This is a genomic window from Maribacter arenosus (assembly GCF_014610845.1).
In the GTDB taxonomy this organism is placed as follows: Bacteria; Bacteroidota; Bacteroidia; order Flavobacteriales; family Flavobacteriaceae; genus Maribacter_A; species Maribacter_A arenosus.
In genome coordinates this window covers 687,175-704,815 of record NZ_JABTCG010000001.1, presented here as the reverse complement: position 1 = coordinate 704,815, position 17,641 = coordinate 687,175, and the positions used below count along the sequence as shown (strand labels likewise).

Below are 17,641 nucleotides of genomic sequence, written 5' to 3'. Positions count from 1 at the left end.
TAGTGTATGTTTAGGATTTAAAAGTAGCAAAAAAACATCAACAAGCATTCCAAACTGGATCATCGGGTACGGGGGCGATAATCTCAAGGGATTCTTTTTGTACAGGATGTATCAATGATAAGCCCCGTGCATGTAGATGAATACTCCCATCTTTATTACTACGGTCAAAGCCGTACTTGAGATCTCCTTTGATAGGGCAACCGATGGCCGTTAATTGCGCCCTTATCTGATGATGCCGTCCCGTTTTTAAATCGATTTCCAACAAGAAATAATTATCCAGTTTCTTGATCAATCGGTAATCCAATACCGCTTTCTTACTGTTATTTACCTCAGTACTGTTGGCATAGGATTTATTTTGCTTTGTGTTTCGAAATAACCAATGGGTAAGGGTATCATGACTTTTGGGAGGCTTATTCTTTACCACGGCCCAATATGTTTTTTTCGCCTCTTTTTCAGCAAATAGTTTATTTAATCGGGTTAAAGATTTTGAGGTTTTTGCAAAAACCACGATTCCCGAAGTAGGTCGGTCCAATCTATGGGCGACTCCTAAAAAAACATTACCAGGTTTGTTATATTTTTCTTTGATATACTGTTTAACGATCTCACTTAAAGGGATATCCCCGGTTTTATCTCCCTGTACAATATCTCCAGGACGCTTATTGACGACGATTAAATGGTTGTCTTCGTAAAGGAGTTGAAGATTTTTTGATGTAGATCGCGTATTCGACATCATTAAATGGATAAATTTCTATAACGCAATGTCAAAAAGAGTAAAAGAAAAACCCCTATAGTCACGGAAACATCGGCCATATTAAAAATACCTGTTTTTAAAATGCCTATTTTAATCTGGAAAAAATCGGTGACCGAACCATAGGCAATTCGGTCTATAAGATTTCCCATTCCACCCCCGATTACAAAAGCAAAAGCAAGAACCAACCAACGATTAAGGTTTGTTTTTTGTAGGGTCCTGGCCAATAAGATCAACAATACGATCAGTGGCAGTCCTTTTAGAAATATCATTTTAACTAGGGGAGGGAAGCCTTGGCCAAAACCAAGCATGGCCCCGGTATTCTCTACATTGGTCAAAATCAAATTGTCATTCACCACTTGTATATAATCCATCGGTTCAACATGTTTGCGAACCAGGTCCTTGGACCATTGATCGCATCCAATGTTCAATAAAACAAAAAGGACTATGCTTAATCTTTTCAACATTTACCTCGTGCTATGGATGATACTCTTTATCAATATTGCTCTTCGTCATTTGGAAAATCCCTGCTTTTAACATCATCGACATACTGTGAAATAGCCTTACCCATATCTTCGTACAAATTCATGTACCTTCTTAGAAAACGGGGATTGAACTCGTGGGTCATACCCAATAGGTCATGAATCACAAGTACTTGTCCATCGGCATGTTTGCCACCTCCGATACCTATGGTAGGAATCGAAAGGCTTTCAGAAACCCTTTTAGTCAATTCGGCAGGTATTTTTTCCAAAACGATGGCAAAACATCCAAGGCGTTCCAATAATTGGGCATCGGCAATTAATTTGTCGGCCTCTTCTTCCTCTCTGGCCCTTACAGTATAGGTGCCGAATTTATAAATCGCTTGGGGGGTCAAGCCAAGATGTCCCATTACTGGAATACCTGCATTCAAAATTCTTTTTACCGATTCCTTAATCTCCTCACCACCCTCGACCTTAACGGCATGAGCCCTACTTTCTTTCATGATACGAATTGCTGAACGTAAGGCTTCCTTAGGATCACTTTGATAACTGCCAAAAGGAATATCAACGACCACAAGTGCTCTCTTTACCGCCCTAATCACCGAGGAGGCATGATAGATCATTTGATCCAAGGTGATGGGTAATGTGGTTTCATGTCCTGCCATCACATTGCTTGCAGAATCGCCTACTAGGATTACATCGACATTGGCCGCATCCACAATTTTCGCCATCGAGTAATCATAAGAGGTGAGCATGGAGATTTTTTCACCGTTATTTTTCATTTCAATAAGCGATTTAACGGTTACCCTTTTATATTCTTTTTTGGCTGTTGACATTGAATTCTATTTAAGACCGATAAAAGTAATGATTTTGTGTCTGTTTTAGGCTTGTGGGTTATGATTTTTAGAATGTTCGTCACCTAGATTGTCCTTTTACGATTTTAACTTATTTTTGATGAAAATATGGTGGGGATGAAAAAATTTATGCCGTTTTTACTATTTCTTATGTTTTTGAATATAACAGCCCAAGAAAATCAGGAAACCAAAGTGCGGCAAACGATTGAAACATTTTTTAAAGGCTTCCATACAAAAGATACCTTGTTAATAAAAGAAACTGTTTCTGAAGAAATCATTGTCCAGTCCATAGGAGCTGATAAAGACGGTAAAGCCACATTACGGAAAGAGGATTTCAGTAGATTTTTAAATTCCATAGCGAGTATTCCCGATTCTGTGGACTTTCGAGAGAAAATCCAGTCATACAATATACAAACCGATGGTACAATGGCCAACGCATGGACACCCTATGAATTTTGGTATAACGGTACGTTCAGCCATTGCGGTGTAAATTCGTTCCAATTGTTCAAAAATGGCAGCGATTGGCAGATTATATACCTCATCGATACCAGAAGAAGGGAAGACTGTTACGACTAGAATCATTTATAACATATAAAAACCTAATAAATATATTTTACAATGAACACTAAATATCTAAAGGCATTTGCGATTATTATTGTGACGTTACTTACATTTCAACTAAGTGCGCAGGAGTCAAAGTCAATCGAAGGAAAATGGAATTTAACCTTATCCTATGATGGCAAGGAAGTGCCTTCTTGGTTAGAAATAAAGCATTCTGGCCTTAGTACCTTGGTGGGCCGATTTGTTTTTCTGAATGGAAGCGCAAGACCTATTTCCAAGATTAATTTCGAAGATGGTAAATTTTCATTTTCCATTCCGCCCCAATGGGAAGAAGGCCAAGATTTACAATTTAATGGCGAATTGGTAGATGACCATGTAAAGGGAACCTTAGTGTATGCGGATGGAAAAACATATACATGGGTTGGGACCAGAGCCCCTAAATTAAGCTACAATCCTAATCCTGTTTGGGGAGAACCTAAGGCTTTGTTCAATGGCAAAAACCTTGATGGATGGCATGCAACGGGTGAGAATCAATGGGTAGTTAAAGACGGAATCTTGACCAGCGATAAAGCAGGCGCTAACTTGGTAAGTGATGAAAAGTTCAATGATTTTAAATTGCACTTAGAATTCCGTTATCCCGAAGGAAGCAATAGCGGAATTTTCCTTCGAGGAAGATATGAGGTTCAAATCGCCGATAATAAGGGATTGGAAGCTTCCGATATTTTGTTCGGAGGTATTTATGGTTTTCTTATACCCAACGAAATGGTTGCAAAAGCAGCCGGTGAATGGCAAGAATATGATATAACCTTAATCGGTAGGCGGGTAACCATTGTGGCCAATGGTATAGAGATAATCACCGACCAAAACATTCCAGGTATGACTGGGGGTGCATTGGATAATAACGAGGCCGAGGCTGGTCCATTTATGATTCAAGGTGATCATGGTCCTGTGGAATTCCGAAGTATCGTAGTTACCCCGATCATTAACTAAATCTAAATTTAAGGGTGAATACTAACACCTTGATCAATCCTCCTTGTAAAGATGTTCACAAGTGGGGCAGATTGTCAAGGTATAATTGGCAGGTAGTTTTTTGACCCAGCTTGGGACCCAATCCCAGATTTCGGGCTCATCTGCCCGTTGTGTGTGTCGACAATTGCTACATTGTAGAATGCGTCCTTCAGCATTAAAATATCTATGTTCAATGGCATGAAACGTTTCCCGGTTCATATTGCTCATGGGTAATTTGAACATTTCGGTATGTATAATCAATATTCCTTCTTTATTCTGTAAGGGGTATGCCGTTTGATGGAAAAAACGATATTTCTTATTACTCGAACATTCATATTGATGATGCCAAACTTTGCCGGTCCGTATTGTTTTTTTATACTTATTCCGAAAGTATAGTTTCAATCGAATTCCCCCAAAAGATTTCAAAACCGAAGTGCCCAATACTATTTGTTGTGCCGAGGATTTATCAAATCCATTTTTGTTTGCGAATTCAAACCAAGCCGGATTGAAGTAAATAAACTTTAAATCATTCGATAAGGCGTAAATAGCGTTTTTACTACTTTCCAATACCTCGAAATTAAAGTCACCTAGTTTATCCAAAAAACTATTGTTATACCTTTTCAACATTTTTAAACTTGTTAGTTAAATGCCTGAAGATTGTTCTGGGTAGGATAAAGGGGGCGTAGTGAAGTGAATAAATATAGTTAATTACTTGAAACTAGATCATAATTTATTTATTAATATATTTCTTAGTACTAATTTTAGGTTCAATTCTAAATGGAATATTCCAAATTTCTTAGGCGTTGTAGATTTGTTATTTCCCAATTTTTAAAAGAGAACTTCAAGATAGTATCCCATAATAACATTTGTGAGGCACTTTTGGCGCTAAATAGAATCTTTACTCTTCAATTAAAATCCCCATTTTTCCCATTTGGTAATCGCGCATGGCTTCGAGAATCTGTGTTTCAGTATTCATTACAAAAGGCCCTTGTTGCACCACTTTTTCATTCAATGGAGCACCTGAAAGTAGCAAGAAAGATGCGCCTTTTTCAGCAGAAATGGTTATGCTATCTCCTTCATCTTCAAAAACGATCAGGCTTTCTTTTTCCACCAAACCAAAATCCTTGATTTTCACTTCCTTGTTAATGGTATATACCATACTATTAAATCCTTTGGGTATTTCCAAAGTTGCCCTACCTTGGTCTTTCGCTGTACACCACAGAATGAGTAAATCGCTTTCCGTTGTGATTTTTCCATGCAAATCACCATATATTCCAGCTATCAACTTACTGCTTATCTGCAAATCCTCAGAAAAAAATACGGGCATTTTATCTTCTGGTACATATTGATACTTAGGAGGTATCAATTTTTTTGATGCAGGGGAGTTTATCCAGAGTTGTATTATTTCATTCGAACCATGTCTATCTATTAAAGCTTGGGAAGGGCGTTCACTGTGAACGATACCTGCGCCGGCGTGCATCCATTGAACTTCGCCTTTTTTTGCAATTTGGTTATTACCATGACTGTCGCGATGATGAATTTCACCATCGATGATAAAGGTGACCGGTGAAAAACCCCTATGTGGATGGGGCCCTATACCTTGGTGAATGGCCTTTGCATTTTTTCGGTATTTAAATTCGCCATGGTGCAGCAGTAGAAAGGGATCCACTTGATTTACTTTCTGGGTGGGCAGCGCTTGTTTTAAAGGAATGCCCCCCATATCAATATCGAAAGCAGGGATCAATGTTTTAACTTTTTTATTCATAGTACAGAAATTTGCGCAATATCGAATGCCTTTTAAAGATGCAGGCGAATCCATCTATAGTCGTAGGTAGCATTAAACCCTTACTTGCCAAATGTTCTACTAAAGCGAAGTTTCAGGATTTGATTCTGTTATGCCTAAAGTGCCAATGTAATCAGAGTTTGTCTTCAGCATTCGCTAAACATGTTGGTCGATAAGTATGGTGTTTCCATCGGGATCCATAAAAACAATACTCGCTGGGCCCGATGTATTTTCATCAGCTTCCCTAACAAGTTCAACCCCCTTTTTTCTTAATTCGCTTTGAATTTCCCTAACATCCACATAGGAGTCCAGCTCCTTGGCATTAGCATCCCATCCCGGATTGAAGGTGAGAATATTGTTTTCGAACATGCCTTGAAAAAGCCCTATTATAGTATCGGCGTTCTTCATAATTAGATAATTGCTTTCCATTTTACCTGCAAAAACTGAAAAGCCCAAATTTTCATAAAACTGTTTTGAAGTCTTAAGATCTTTGACGCTCAGACTTACCGAAAATGCTCCTAGTTCCATATGTTTGGTTTTTGTTGAATTTATGGTTTTTTATTTAAATTCCAATTCTTCATATTCAAAAGGATGGGAAATTTCCGCTACATTGCCCAAATATTCCTTTCCCCTTAATCGTCTAACGGTGTAAGCTTCCAATTCGCTATCGGGATAGGATTGAATAAGTACTTCTGTGGTATTTTGACATCCTGGAGAAAGCCATTTATCCTCGAGCTCAGTGGGAAGGATCAACGGCATCCGAGCTTCCTTTAATTTAGGGTTGTTATGTATTTTGGCCAATAGGGAGTTGCCTTTTGTGGTAACAATGGTAAAGGTTTTTAAGGTGCCCCCATCGTCATTTTCCCATTCACTCCATAATCCGGCGAGGGCTATAGGCATTTTGTCCTTTCGGTGTATAAAAAACGGGTAGGTTTTACCTTTAAAATGGTGATGTTCATAAAATCCATCCACATAAACAATACAGCGATTGTTTTGGGCCGCTGTCCTGAAGGCCGGTTTTTCGAAAATAGTTTCCCCACGGGCGTTCAGTGTACTGTTCCATATTTTATTTTGTTGCTGACCATCTTGTACCCAATGGGGAACAAGGCCCCAGGTCGCAATTTCAGGAAAATCGGGGGAACGGTTGGTATAAATGAGGAGTTCCGGATGACTAAAACCTGAGGCATGATGAATGGGAAGATCGGTCAAGGGAATCAATTTTTCCATGATTTCCTCAACTGCCTGATAATCCTGTTCCCTTTGCGCCTTGGCCAATTGTGCCTCTAAACTTGCTTTGATGTCGTAACACATTGATAAATACCTATTACTACAATTCGGTTTGTTAGAACTATTAAATACACTTTGGTAATGTACAAATTACAAAGATTTAAGTAAGATTCCTGTTTTATAATGTATAGGTCTTCAACTTATATATTTCCAGATACGCTTGTGCTTCACCATTTGGGCATAGGTATGGCGAATAATCAAATTCTCTTGGCTTTCCAAGCTGGGGTCTTCTTTTAGGATTTTAAGGGCATACCAACGTGCGGTTTTAAGGATATCATTGTCCTTAACGATATCCGCGATCTTTAAATTCAGGATGCCACTTTGTTGGGTGCCCATTAAATCACCGGGCCCCCGCAGTCTTAAGTCCACCTCGGCAATTTCAAAACCGTCATTGGTACGTACCATGGTTTCCAATCGGGTTTTTGCTTCAGAGGATAATTTGTGGCTCGTCATTAAGATACAATAACTTTGGTCGGCCCCGCGCCCTACGCGTCCCCGTAATTGATGCAATTGGGACAACCCGAAACGTTCAGCACTTTCAATGATCATGACCGATGCATTGGGCACATTCACTCCGACTTCGATTACCGTCGTGGCTACCATAATATGGGTTTCTCCTTTTACAAAACGGGCCATCTCATAATCCTTGTCCGCAGGTTTCATTTTGCCGTGTACTATGGATATCTGGTAATCGGGTAGGGGAAACTCCCGAACTATGCTCTCATAGCCATCCATTAAATCCTTATAATCCAAAGCTTCCGATTCTTGTATCAATGGATAGACCACATAAATCTGTCTACCTTTTTTAATCTCGTCTTTTATAAATCGAAATACTTTTAATCGATTGGAATCATAACGATGTACGGTTTTAACGGCTTTACGACCAGGAGGAAGCTCATCGATCACGGAAATATCCAAATCCCCATACAGACTCATGGCCAGGGTTCGAGGTATTGGAGTTGCGGTCATGACCAGAATATGGGGCGGAAAAGCCCCTCCAACCTCCCCGGAGGGGAGGCTATCCAATCTTGCTTGTATTTTTTTGAGAACAGAATCAATGGCACCGATTACTTCTTGATTTTTAAACCGTATGACACTGTATCCCAAATCTTTTAGGATTTTAGTTCTTATTTCATCGGCTTCTAATTGAGAGGGGGTATTATGATATGCACCATCTACTTCAATTACAATCTTTTTAGATAAGCATACGAAGTCAACGATAAATTCGTCAATTACATGCTGCCTTCTAAACTTTACCCCCAGTTGTTTGGTCTTTAACTGCTCCCATAGAATTCTTTCGGCTTCTGTAGTTTGTTTTTTTCTTTCCAGCTGATTTTGTTTTAAAAGGCTATAGGCAGAAGGTCTGACAGTTTGGTATTTGCGGTGAATTTCATTCACCCTCCCTTTGGGAGGGGTTTGGGGTGGGCGTCCTTTGTGCCATAATTTGGAGCGCTGTGCCACCCCAAAGCGATGTTGCTCGTCTACGATGGCCAAGCCTAGGTTTTTATATTGCACCTTATCTTCCAAGAGGGCATGGGTGCCTATTAGGATCTGCAATTCCCCGTTTTCCAATTGTTCATGGATGATATTTCGATCTGACTTTTTGGTAGAACCGGTCAATAAGGCACAGGTAACGTCCATATTGTCCAGAAGTTCCTTGATGCCATTGTAATGCTGGTTGGCCAGAATTTCGGTAGGGGCCATTAAACAAGCTTGGAATCCATTATCTATGGCCAAGAGCATGGTCATCAAGGCCACAATGGTCTTACCAGACCCCACGTCACCCTGTAGTAAACGGTTCATCTGAGCATTGCTACCCAAATCGGCCCTAATTTCTTTGATGACTCTTTTTTGGGCATTGGTCAAGGTAAAGGGAAGATGATTTTTGTAAAATCCATTGAACAATTCGCCTACTTGGTCAAAGTTGAAACCCTTTATCTTTTGCTTGCGCAACATTTTTTTGGTGAGTAGTTGTAGCTGTATATAGAACAATTCCTCAAACTTTAAACGAAATTGGGCTTTGGCCAAAGACGCTTGGTCCTTTGGGAAATGAATATTGAACAGGGCATCACTTTTTGAGAACAATTTTAGTTCATGTAGTAAAGGATCTGAAAGGGTTTCCATGAACTTGCCATTAGACTCTATAAACAATTGCTGTAAAAGCTTACTCACCACACGATTGGTAATTCCGCTATTCCCCAATTTTTCAGTAGACGGATAGATGGGCTGCATGGAAACCTTAACGCCTTTCTCATGCTCGGATAGCAGTTCCAATTCGGGATGCGGCATAGAGAATTTCCCATTGTACCAATTGCAACGCCCAAAAATGACATAGGGCATATTCAACTTCAGGTTTTCCCGAATCCATTTCTGGCCTCGAAACCACACGAGTTCCATTTCACCGGTATCATCAATAAAGGTGGCCACCAGACGTTTTCCTTTCTTTTGCTCAACGGTTTTTATATGAATGATCTTGCCTACGATTTGTACATCGGCACCACTTCGCTGTAATTGATTGATTTTATAGTACTGGGTCTTGTCGATATAGCGATTTGGAAAGAGATTCAAGAGATCCTGATAAGTGCCAATACCCAACTCCGACTCAAGTAGCTGTGCCCTATGGGGGCCAACCCCTTTAAGGTAGGTGACTGGTGTTTGTAAGTAATTGGCATTCATGTGATAAAAATAGGGGTAAAGCAGTTTAGATGCAATTCTAATTTAATACCCTACTTAATGCACTTTCTCAATCGTTTCTCCTTAAAAATGACTTTCTTGTGCCTAGCGACATTTGGTAAAAACATCGTAATTTTATGCTATGCTTGCACGATGTTTCTTCTTGTTACTTTTTGGTATTTCCACTACTTGTTTGTTTGCCCAACATCAGGATAAAGTAGATTTTACCCATGCCAAGGCAACTATTTCAGTCTATCCTGATTCCAAACAAATTCAAGGCTATGTTTCCTATGAGCTTAAAGTTTTGAAGCAAATCGATTCCGTGTTTCTGGATGCCAAGAACATGACGTTTCAATCGGTTCGCTTAAACCGCAGAAAAAAACGATTCGAAAATGACGGTAAGCACCTTATTCTACATCACAATTTTAAAAAAGGTAAAACCTATAATATAGGGTTGGAATACAATACCAATCCTAAACAGACGGTCTATTTTATGGGGGTAGAAGATGGTATTAAAGGAAATGAACAGGTCTGGACCCAAGGCCAAGGTAAATATACGAGCTACTGGTTGCCCAGTCTTGATGCTATGGAAGAGAAAGTGGAATTCGACCTGAGCCTTTCCGCTGATGACGATTTTGAGGTGATTGCCAATGGGGTCCTCAAAAATGTACAGAAGGCGGGTCACCTGAAAACATGGTCGTTTGATATGAACAATCCAATGAGTAGCTACCTTGTGGCTTATGTGATTGGAAATTATGACAAACAGGAATTGACTACTACCAGTGGCATCCCGATTGAAAATTATTATTATCCACAGGACAGTTTAAAAGTAGAACCCACATATCGGTACACAAATCAACTCTTCGATTTTCTTGAAATTGAAATCGGGGTTCCCTATCCGTGGCAGAATTACAAACAGGTACCCGTCCGTGATTTCCTGTATGCCGGTATGGAGAATACGGGAGCGACTATATTCTCCGATGCATATGTTATAGATTCCGTTGCCTTTGTTGATAAGAATTATGTGAATGTCAATGCCCATGAATTCGCCCATCAATGGTTCGGGAACCTTGTGACCGAAAAAGATGGAAGCCACCATTGGTTACATGAGGGTTTTGCTACGTATTATGCGTATCTCGCAGAAAAAGAAATCTTTGGAGACAATTATTTTTATTGGAAATTGTACGAAACGGCCCTGCAATTGTACGAACAGTCCAAAGACGGAAAAGGGAAGTCCCTGACCGATCCAAAAGCGAGCAGTCTTACATTTTATGAAAAAGGGGCTTGGGCCCTTGTTATGCTAAGATATCAAATAGGCGATCAAGCCTTTAAGAAGGGAATCAAGACCTATCTGCAAAAATACCAATACCAAAATGTGACCATTGAACAGTTTATTAAAGAAATGGAATTGGCAAGTGGGACCGACCTTCACGCCTATAAAAGTGAATGGTTAAATGCAACTGATTTTCCTTTCGAAAAAGTACAGTCCTATCTTTCCGAACATTCAACTTCCGTCGCAGCTTTCCTAAAGTTAAAATGGGAACTGACCACTAGTTTGGAGGATAAAACCAACATAATTCAGAAATATTGGGATTCTGCAGACCCAGAACTTAAGACCCGGATCATTTCAAAATACCATAAATCCTTAACGAATGAAATGATTCTTCATGGTTTTGAGAGCAATGACATCAAGATTCGACAGGCCTTGGCCCTTATTTATGATAAGGTACCGCTTACCTTACAAGCACAGTATGAAACCTTGTTAAATGATGATAGCTATCTCACCAAAGAGATTGCCCTATATCGATTATGGATTTCATTTCCCCAAAATCGGGCAAAATATCTGGACCTTACCAAAGGTATTATTGGTTTGCCCCATAAAAATGTGCGAATACTTTGGTTGCTATTGGCGGCTTTGACCAAGGATTACGATACAGAAAGGAAAGAAGATTATATTACCGAACTGTTCGCATATACGTCACCCACATACGGGATGGAAACAAGACAAACCGCCTTTGGGATCCTAAGTGAGGTTTTCGAATTCCAGGACCAAAACCTGTTGGACCTCATGAATGCTTCGGTACACCATTCATGGCAATTTCGAAAATATGCAAGGGATTTGCTAGATACACTTTTGAAAGATGATGAGCAGAGAAAACGGATCAATGGGCTTTTAAAACAGTTGAATGAGGAAGAACTTCGTTATATTAGAACTAAATTAAAGTTGCAATGAGAGCTATGGTCATATCGGGTGGTGGAAGCAAGGGCGCCTTCGCAGGTGGTGTGGCCGAATATTTAATGCGTGGGTTGAACTATAATTACGACCTTTTTTTAGGCACTTCTACCGGTAGTTTGTTGATTTCCCATCTAGCCCTTCAAAAAATCGAAAAAATAAAGGAGGTTTATACCTCAGTAAACCAAGATAGTATTTTCAGTAACTGTCCCTTTGTTATCCAAAAAAAACATGGGGTTGAGAGCATTGGTATCGACCACTGGAACGTGATGAAAAACTTTTACCGCGGGAGTAAGACGTTTGGGGAAAGTCATAATTTATTGAAACTAATCCGAAATACCTTGACCGAAGAAGAATTCCATATTCTTAAAGAAGGCCCTAAGGATATTGTGGTCACCGTATCCAATCTTTCGATGAACCAAGTCGAATATAAATCGATCAACGATTTTAATTATGATGAATTCTGTGAATGGATATGGATTTCCTGTAATTATACCCCCTTCATGAGTTTGGTCAGAAAAAATGGTTGCGAATATGCCGATGGCGGATTGGGTTCAATGGTGCCCATTGAAGAAGCCATAAAACGGGGAGCAACGGAAATCGATGCCATTATCCTTCAAACCGAAACGACCTTGTTTAATCGTTTACCATCGAAGAATGCCTTTGCATTACTGACCGCAATGTTCGCCTTTATGTTAGATCGAATTGAACATCAGAACATACGAATAGGTAAATACGTGGCCAATCATCACGATGCGGTAATCAACTTTTATTATACCCCGGCCATTTTAACGACTAATTCCCTGATATTCAACAAAGAAAAAATGACGGCTTGGTGGGAGAGTGGTTATAATTTCGCCAAGTACAAGAACTTGGAAACTTCCCAATTAGAACTGAATGTAGAATGATTCTATAACTCAGGAGTGCTGGCTATTTCCTGTAGATTATCAACCGACGATTTTTTAATGCTACCACAGTTCCCCGATTTCCTTCTTTACGTAAGAAAGGGCAGTGGCCGAAGGCGATTGTTTGTCCATGGTTTGATTCAGGATATCTTCCCGAAGCTTATCAGCAGAATCTGTTTCGCTCAAGGCCGCCTTGCGGATCATTTGGATGGTAGCACTCTTGGCTGCCTTTATAATATTCCAACAGTCATCTGATAAATATATTTGTTGCGATAGATTATGCTCAAACTCCTTTTCTATGGTTCGTATCAAAAGATTTTCATAATCGTTTTTATCGGTAGATTTTGGTCCTACTCGAACGATCAGACTAGGAATGGCGATACGTTCCAAGAACAAAGCCATACGTTCGTACGCCTGTAGCCGTATCGGAAGGGTTTTTTGTTGGGAATCTTTATGCAAGAGATACCTCCGTCTACCTTCCTCATTATTGGTGTGCATCCTAAAAAAATAAAAGGCAATGGCCCCTACCACTATGGAAGGTAATAAAAAAGCGAATAATTGAAAGATTTGATCTCCTGTCATTATAATTGGTATTTAGCTTGGTTTACGCAAACTACAACGCAGGTTTTTTTGAAAAATTATATGCGATATCAATTCGTTTTCCGTCGAATTAGTTCGTTGTTTTCATATGTTCTTTTACCATCTCATAGAACTTTCCGTAATCGGGATGTAAGATTAGATTAATGCCTTCTTTGAAATTACCATCTTTCCCTACCGTTTGCATCCTATTGGCGTCAATAGAAAATTGTTTTTGGAGTATAGTCCCTATGGCCGACGCTTGATTGGCTGCCAAGTCTAATTCACCTGTCATGCTCAATCCCGCTATGGTCAAGGATACCTTAGGGCTTGCTTTTAAAATCCGACTAATTTTCTCTAACCAAGCTGTGGCTTCGGCCGTTACTATGGCCCCCGAGGGCGATTCGAATAAGGATTCCAACGAAGACGCAATGATAACGGAACCATTGCTCACGCCAATTTTGGCATTTTCGCCCAGTGTTTGTTTTGCATTGGTCAGAACGACAAGGGCTGTGGAATCGTTTGAAGCTATGGTGTTGGTGATGGCCTTTAGTTGATTTTCTTTCTGTTCTAGCTTTGCCATTACCTTATTAATGTTTTCCGAGTTTTTATTCGAAACTTCCGCAAAACTGTTCAGGTTTTTTAATAAGGTGGCATTGGCATCTTGTAACTCTTTTACCTGTGCTTCAAAAGAGGCCGCCCGTGTCAAACCGATTTTCTCATTCTTTTTTGCCTCGGTAACCTGAGCCTTGGTAGAATCCAATTCGGACTTTAAGGCTGAGATCTCTGCAAGAAGCTCACTCTTTTTCTGTGCAAAAAGAAAGGATGAGGTAACAAGGAGCAGGATAAGACTAAGTATACTACGTTTCATATCGTTATCTATGGAATTAATATAATTAAAATTTGGCACAAAAATATACTATTTGACAATCCCATGGAAATGCTTTCCACCCAAGTAGGTACAATCTTGAAGTTCATGCATTCGATTGAACGTTACTTTTGCCTTTTCATATCCGTAGGTCGATTTAAGGTCGCTATGCAAGAAATCGTCATCAACGTTCACTTGTACATCATCCATGGTGAATTGGCAGGGGTGTTCATAGCCCGCGGCATGTGTGATTTCCAGGAGTTCTTTACGAAACGTTTTAAAGTATTGGGCCAATCGGTCCGATTTTAGTGGAACATGTATTCCAGATTGGAGCCATTTACTTTGGGTAGCCACGCCCGAAGGGCAACGATTGGTATGGCACACCTGTGCCTGAATGCATCCTATACTCATCATGGCTTCCCGCGCCACATTGATAACATCAACCCCCATGGCAAAGGCCATGGCCGCTTTGGCCGGAAAACCCAATCTGCCACTTCCAATAAACACGATCCTATGGGTAAGGTTCCTTTCTACGAACATTTTATAAAGGCTTGAAAATCCATACACCCAGGGAAGTGATACGTGGTCTGCAAAACTCGGTGGGGCCGCACCGGTGCCACCTTCGCCTCCGTCAACGGTAATAAAGTCCGGCCCTTTACCCGTTTTAATCATAAGATCGGCCAATTCCTCCCATTGGTCCAATTTACCGATGGCACCTTTGATGCCTACAGGTAATCCCGTTTGTTCGGCAATATCCTCAATAAGTTGTAAGAGTTCCGGAACAGAATCAAAAGCCTTATGCGTAGCAGGGGAGAGGACATCCTTACCCACTTCGACCCCTCTGATCTTTGCAATTTCAGGCGTGATTTTCGCTCCTGGTAAAACGCCACCTTTTCCAGGTTTGGCCCCTTGGGACAGTTTGATCTCGATGGCTTTTATACAAGGGTTATCACTGACCAAGCTGATCAGCTTTTCCATGGAAAAGTTGCCATCATCACTGCGAACCCCAAAATAACCGGTGCCGAAATGAAAAATCACATCCCCTCCTTTTTGGTGATATGGGGATAGACCACCTTCCCCTGTATTGTGATAGGCTCCTGCTTTTCCAACACCCACATTCAGTGATTCAATAGCCGCTGCGGAGAGCGAGCCAAAGCTCATAGCGGATACATTGATTACTGATGCCGGACGATATGGTTTTTTACGTTTGTTATAGGCACCGATAACTTTCGCGCAGGGAATAAAAGTCTTGTCCTTTACATTGGGATGATCGCCCCCGATCTTATAGGCCATCATTCGGTTTTTTATGAAGATATGCTGGTGGGCATAAATATCGCGATCTGTACCAAAACCCTCATAATTGTTTTCCCTTTTCGCTGAAGCATAGATCCAACTGCGCTCTATACGGTTAAAAGGCAGTTCTTCCCTGTTGTTCGCTACGAAGTATTGCCGCATTTCCGGACCAATACTTTCCAACCAATAGCGCAAATGCCCAACAATAGGAAAGTTATGGGAAATCGTATGGGCGCGTTGAAAAAAAATATCGCGAATGGCAACCAACAAAAGCACAATCAATATCCAAACCCACCAAGAAATACCGCTTAACGCACTTAGAAAATTATCCATGAAAATTCAACTGATCGATTAATACTAAAACAGAAATTGTAGGACTTTGCACAAAAACAATCTATACCACACATGCTTTGCATAGCCAATTATTGGTCTAGGTAATCCAAACTCATTTCCGCCAAAGTTTTGACCCCTAGTAACAATCCACTATCATCGATAAAAAAATCCGGGGTATGGTGCGGAAAAGATTCGGTCGTCCCAGGAGCCATTCCGCCCAAGAAAAAGAAAAATCCGGGTACTTCCTTTTGAAAATATGAAAAATCCTCGGCTCCAGTGATAGCTTTCTGTGTTCTCACATTTGACTCGCCAGCAATGCGTTTCATGGTTGGTAGCATTTGTTCAACCAATGAAGGATCATTGAACGTAATAGCTGTCATATCGCGTATTTCTATAGTAGCATCTCCGCCATAAGCTCGAGCTAAAGCCGGAACCATTTCTTCCATTCTTTTATTGATATGGTCTTTCATATCATAATCCAAAGTTCTGATGGTACCAATCATTTCAGCGCTTTCAGGAATGATATTGAAGCGAACTCCGCTTTTGATTTTTCCAACGGTTATAACCGCTGCCTCATTGGTTAGATCTACTTCCCTACTGATTATGGTCTGTAGGCCATCGATGATTTTGGCACTTATCAGAATGGGATCTACACCCAACCAAGGCTGAGAACCATGACTTTGTTTCCCTTTCACTTTTATGGTAAACGTTTGGGCAGCTGCCATGGCACCTCCAGATTTATATTGGATTACATTAATCGGGATTTCAGATTTAATATGAAGTCCGAAAATAGCATCTACATCAGGATTCTTCAATACACCTTCTTTTACCATTAACAAAGCACCACCTTCTTCTCCAGGTGGCGGACCTTCCTCTGCAGGTTGAAAAATAAACTTTACGGTACCTTTGATCTTATCCTTGTTCTTGGAAAGTACTTCAGCTACTCCCATTAAAATAGCGGTATGGGTATCATGGCCACACGCATGCATGACCCCGACTTTTTCCCCAATGAACTCTGCGGTAACGGTGGACTTGAATGGAAGGTCGTTACGTTCCATAACCGGCAAAGCATCAATATCGGCACGTAAGGCGATCACTTTTCCAGGTTGATTCCCTTTTAAAATTCCAACCACCCCGGTATGTGCCACTCCGGTTTGGACTTCAATCCCCAAAGACTGTAAGTGTTTTGCAATTTTCTCTGCTGTTTTGAACTCACGGTTAGAGAGTTCCGGATTTTGGTGAATATCCCTTCGCCATTCAATTACCTTACTTTCGATTGCCCTATAATCTTTTTCAAGACCTTGGGTCTGGGCCGTAATAAAGCCTCCGAAAAGGAGTAGAGCGCTACAAATAAATTTATTCATAAGTATCCGGTTTAAAATTTAATAAGTGTATAATTTTCATCTTGTAATTGTATCAAAGTGGTCATAGCCGAAAGCGATATTTGCACGCCATCGATCAATACTTCTTTTGGAAAATCCCTTGAGAGGGAAGATTGTCCGCAGAAAATAATCTGACCTCCAGCATCCAAAAGTGCTTTCACCAATTCATAATTGGGGTTTTTGGTCCCATATCGTTTTCGATAGGCTTCATTGGTAATGATATCTTTGGAAGCTTCGTTATGCACCACCAATGCAATTTTCAATTGTTCAGCAGGCACTCCGCTTTGTGCATGCATATTCAAAAAACGTGCAGCGGTTTCCATGGTGGAATTTAAAACATTATGGTCATCGGGGGAGTGCATTATATCAAAAACCGCTTTAAATTCTTTGGACGTGTCCGTTGCATAATCGGGCGAACCAATTTCCCATACGTGTCCAAAATCATTGATAATGGGTCCTGATTTCTTGGTTTGGGCGACAATTGATAAACAAAAGAAGAGGCTTGATACTAAAAGGGATGGGTATATTCTAGGCATACTTGAACTTTCGACGCCTAAATATATTCAAAATGAAAGAATAATCGGTTTTCATTGTTCATAATTATTGGGTTAAGCTTTTTAGGATCCGCTGAATTAATGTTATTTTCACGGCACCTAAT

At 40.3% G+C, this 17,641-nt stretch carries 17 protein-coding genes; 4 read left to right on the top strand and 13 right to left on the bottom strand.

Features of this window, described 5'->3' with window-relative positions:
• Positions 1-37: 37 nt before the first annotated feature.
• From HPE63_RS03125 to panB, 3 genes are read right to left on the bottom strand one after another with little or no spacing between them, the layout of a single operon-like run.
• Positions 38-730 (bottom strand): RluA family pseudouridine synthase, encoded by a 693-nt coding sequence (locus HPE63_RS03125; protein ID WP_188313147.1) that lies wholly within the window; start codon positions 728-730, stop codon positions 38-40.
• Between the two features lie 2 nt (positions 731-732).
• Entirely contained in the window at positions 733-1,215 is a 483-nt protein-coding gene (lspA, locus tag HPE63_RS03120) for a signal peptidase II (protein WP_188312764.1), read from the bottom strand.
• A gap of 29 nt (positions 1,216-1,244) precedes the next feature.
• Positions 1,245-2,063, bottom strand: coding sequence for a 3-methyl-2-oxobutanoate hydroxymethyltransferase (gene panB, locus HPE63_RS03115; RefSeq protein ID WP_188312763.1), 819 nt, complete (start codon positions 2,061-2,063; stop codon positions 1,245-1,247).
• Between the two features lie 135 nt (positions 2,064-2,198).
• Between panB and HPE63_RS03110 the strand changes: the two genes are divergently transcribed.
• Together HPE63_RS03110 and HPE63_RS03105 are read left to right on the top strand one after the other, a co-directional pair.
• Positions 2,199-2,657, top strand: a complete 459-nt coding sequence (locus HPE63_RS03110; protein WP_188312762.1) for a nuclear transport factor 2 family protein — start codon at positions 2,199-2,201, stop codon at positions 2,655-2,657.
• Positions 2,658-2,699: 42 nt separating this feature from the next.
• Entirely contained in the window at positions 2,700-3,632 is a 933-nt protein-coding gene (locus HPE63_RS03105; RefSeq protein ID WP_188312761.1) for a 3-keto-disaccharide hydrolase, read from the top strand.
• 33 nt (positions 3,633-3,665) lie between these two features.
• Here HPE63_RS03105 and HPE63_RS03100 read toward each other — a convergent pair whose 3' ends face one another.
• The 5 genes from HPE63_RS03100 to HPE63_RS03080 form a co-directional block, all read right to left on the bottom strand.
• On the bottom strand, positions 3,666-4,277 hold the full coding sequence (locus tag HPE63_RS03100) for a nitrogen regulation protein NR(II) (RefSeq protein WP_188312760.1): 612 nt from the start codon (positions 4,275-4,277) through the stop codon (positions 3,666-3,668).
• A gap of 271 nt (positions 4,278-4,548) precedes the next feature.
• Entirely contained in the window at positions 4,549-5,415 is an 867-nt protein-coding gene (locus HPE63_RS03095) for a pirin family protein (RefSeq protein ID WP_188312759.1), read from the bottom strand.
• A 174-nt stretch (positions 5,416-5,589) separates the two neighbouring features.
• Entirely contained in the window at positions 5,590-5,961 is a 372-nt protein-coding gene (locus tag HPE63_RS03090; RefSeq protein ID WP_188312758.1) for a VOC family protein, read from the bottom strand.
• Positions 5,962-5,991: 30 nt separating this feature from the next.
• Entirely contained in the window at positions 5,992-6,744 is a 753-nt protein-coding gene (locus HPE63_RS03085) for an SOS response-associated peptidase (RefSeq protein ID WP_188312757.1), read from the bottom strand.
• Between the two features lie 111 nt (positions 6,745-6,855).
• Positions 6,856-9,396, bottom strand: coding sequence for a DUF559 domain-containing protein (locus HPE63_RS03080; protein WP_188312756.1), 2,541 nt, complete (start codon positions 9,394-9,396; stop codon positions 6,856-6,858).
• 139 nt (positions 9,397-9,535) lie between these two features.
• Between HPE63_RS03080 and HPE63_RS03075 the strand changes: the two genes are divergently transcribed.
• Both HPE63_RS03075 and HPE63_RS03070 read left to right on the top strand, forming a co-directional pair.
• The gene (locus HPE63_RS03075) at positions 9,536-11,626 is read left to right on the top strand and encodes a M1 family metallopeptidase (RefSeq protein ID WP_188312755.1); all 2,091 of its coding nucleotides are present in this window, start codon (positions 9,536-9,538) and stop codon (positions 11,624-11,626) included.
• Positions 11,623-12,534: a patatin-like phospholipase family protein gene (locus tag HPE63_RS03070; protein WP_188312754.1), complete on the top strand. Its 912-nt coding sequence runs from the start codon at positions 11,623-11,625 to the stop codon at positions 12,532-12,534. The genes HPE63_RS03075 and HPE63_RS03070 overlap by 4 nt, the downstream gene beginning before the upstream one ends.
• A 60-nt stretch (positions 12,535-12,594) precedes the next feature.
• Here the strand turns inward: HPE63_RS03070 and HPE63_RS03065 are convergent, their stop codons facing one another.
• The 5 genes from HPE63_RS03065 to HPE63_RS03045 all read right to left on the bottom strand — a co-directional run bounded on the left by HPE63_RS03065 (position 12,595) and on the right by HPE63_RS03045 (position 17,519).
• Positions 12,595-13,113: a DUF7935 family protein gene (locus HPE63_RS03065; protein WP_188312753.1), complete on the bottom strand. Its 519-nt coding sequence runs from the start codon at positions 13,111-13,113 to the stop codon at positions 12,595-12,597.
• 88 nt (positions 13,114-13,201) lie between these two features.
• Positions 13,202-13,978, bottom strand: a complete 777-nt coding sequence (locus HPE63_RS03060; protein ID WP_188312752.1) for an OmpA family protein — start codon at positions 13,976-13,978, stop codon at positions 13,202-13,204.
• Positions 13,979-14,026: 48 nt separating this feature from the next.
• Positions 14,027-15,601 carry an FMN-binding glutamate synthase family protein gene (locus HPE63_RS03055; protein ID WP_188312751.1) on the bottom strand — a complete coding sequence of 525 codons (1,575 nt, stop codon included), beginning with the start codon at positions 15,599-15,601 and terminating at the stop codon, positions 14,027-14,029.
• Positions 15,602-15,690: 89 nt separating this feature from the next.
• Positions 15,691-16,965, bottom strand: a complete 1,275-nt coding sequence (locus HPE63_RS03050) for an amidohydrolase (protein ID WP_188312750.1) — start codon at positions 16,963-16,965, stop codon at positions 15,691-15,693.
• An 11-nt stretch (positions 16,966-16,976) separates the two neighbouring features.
• A complete protein-coding gene (locus HPE63_RS03045) occupies positions 16,977-17,519 on the bottom strand; it encodes a DsrE family protein (protein ID WP_188312749.1) in 543 nt (180 codons plus the stop codon).
• Positions 17,520-17,641: the final 122 nt, after the last annotated feature.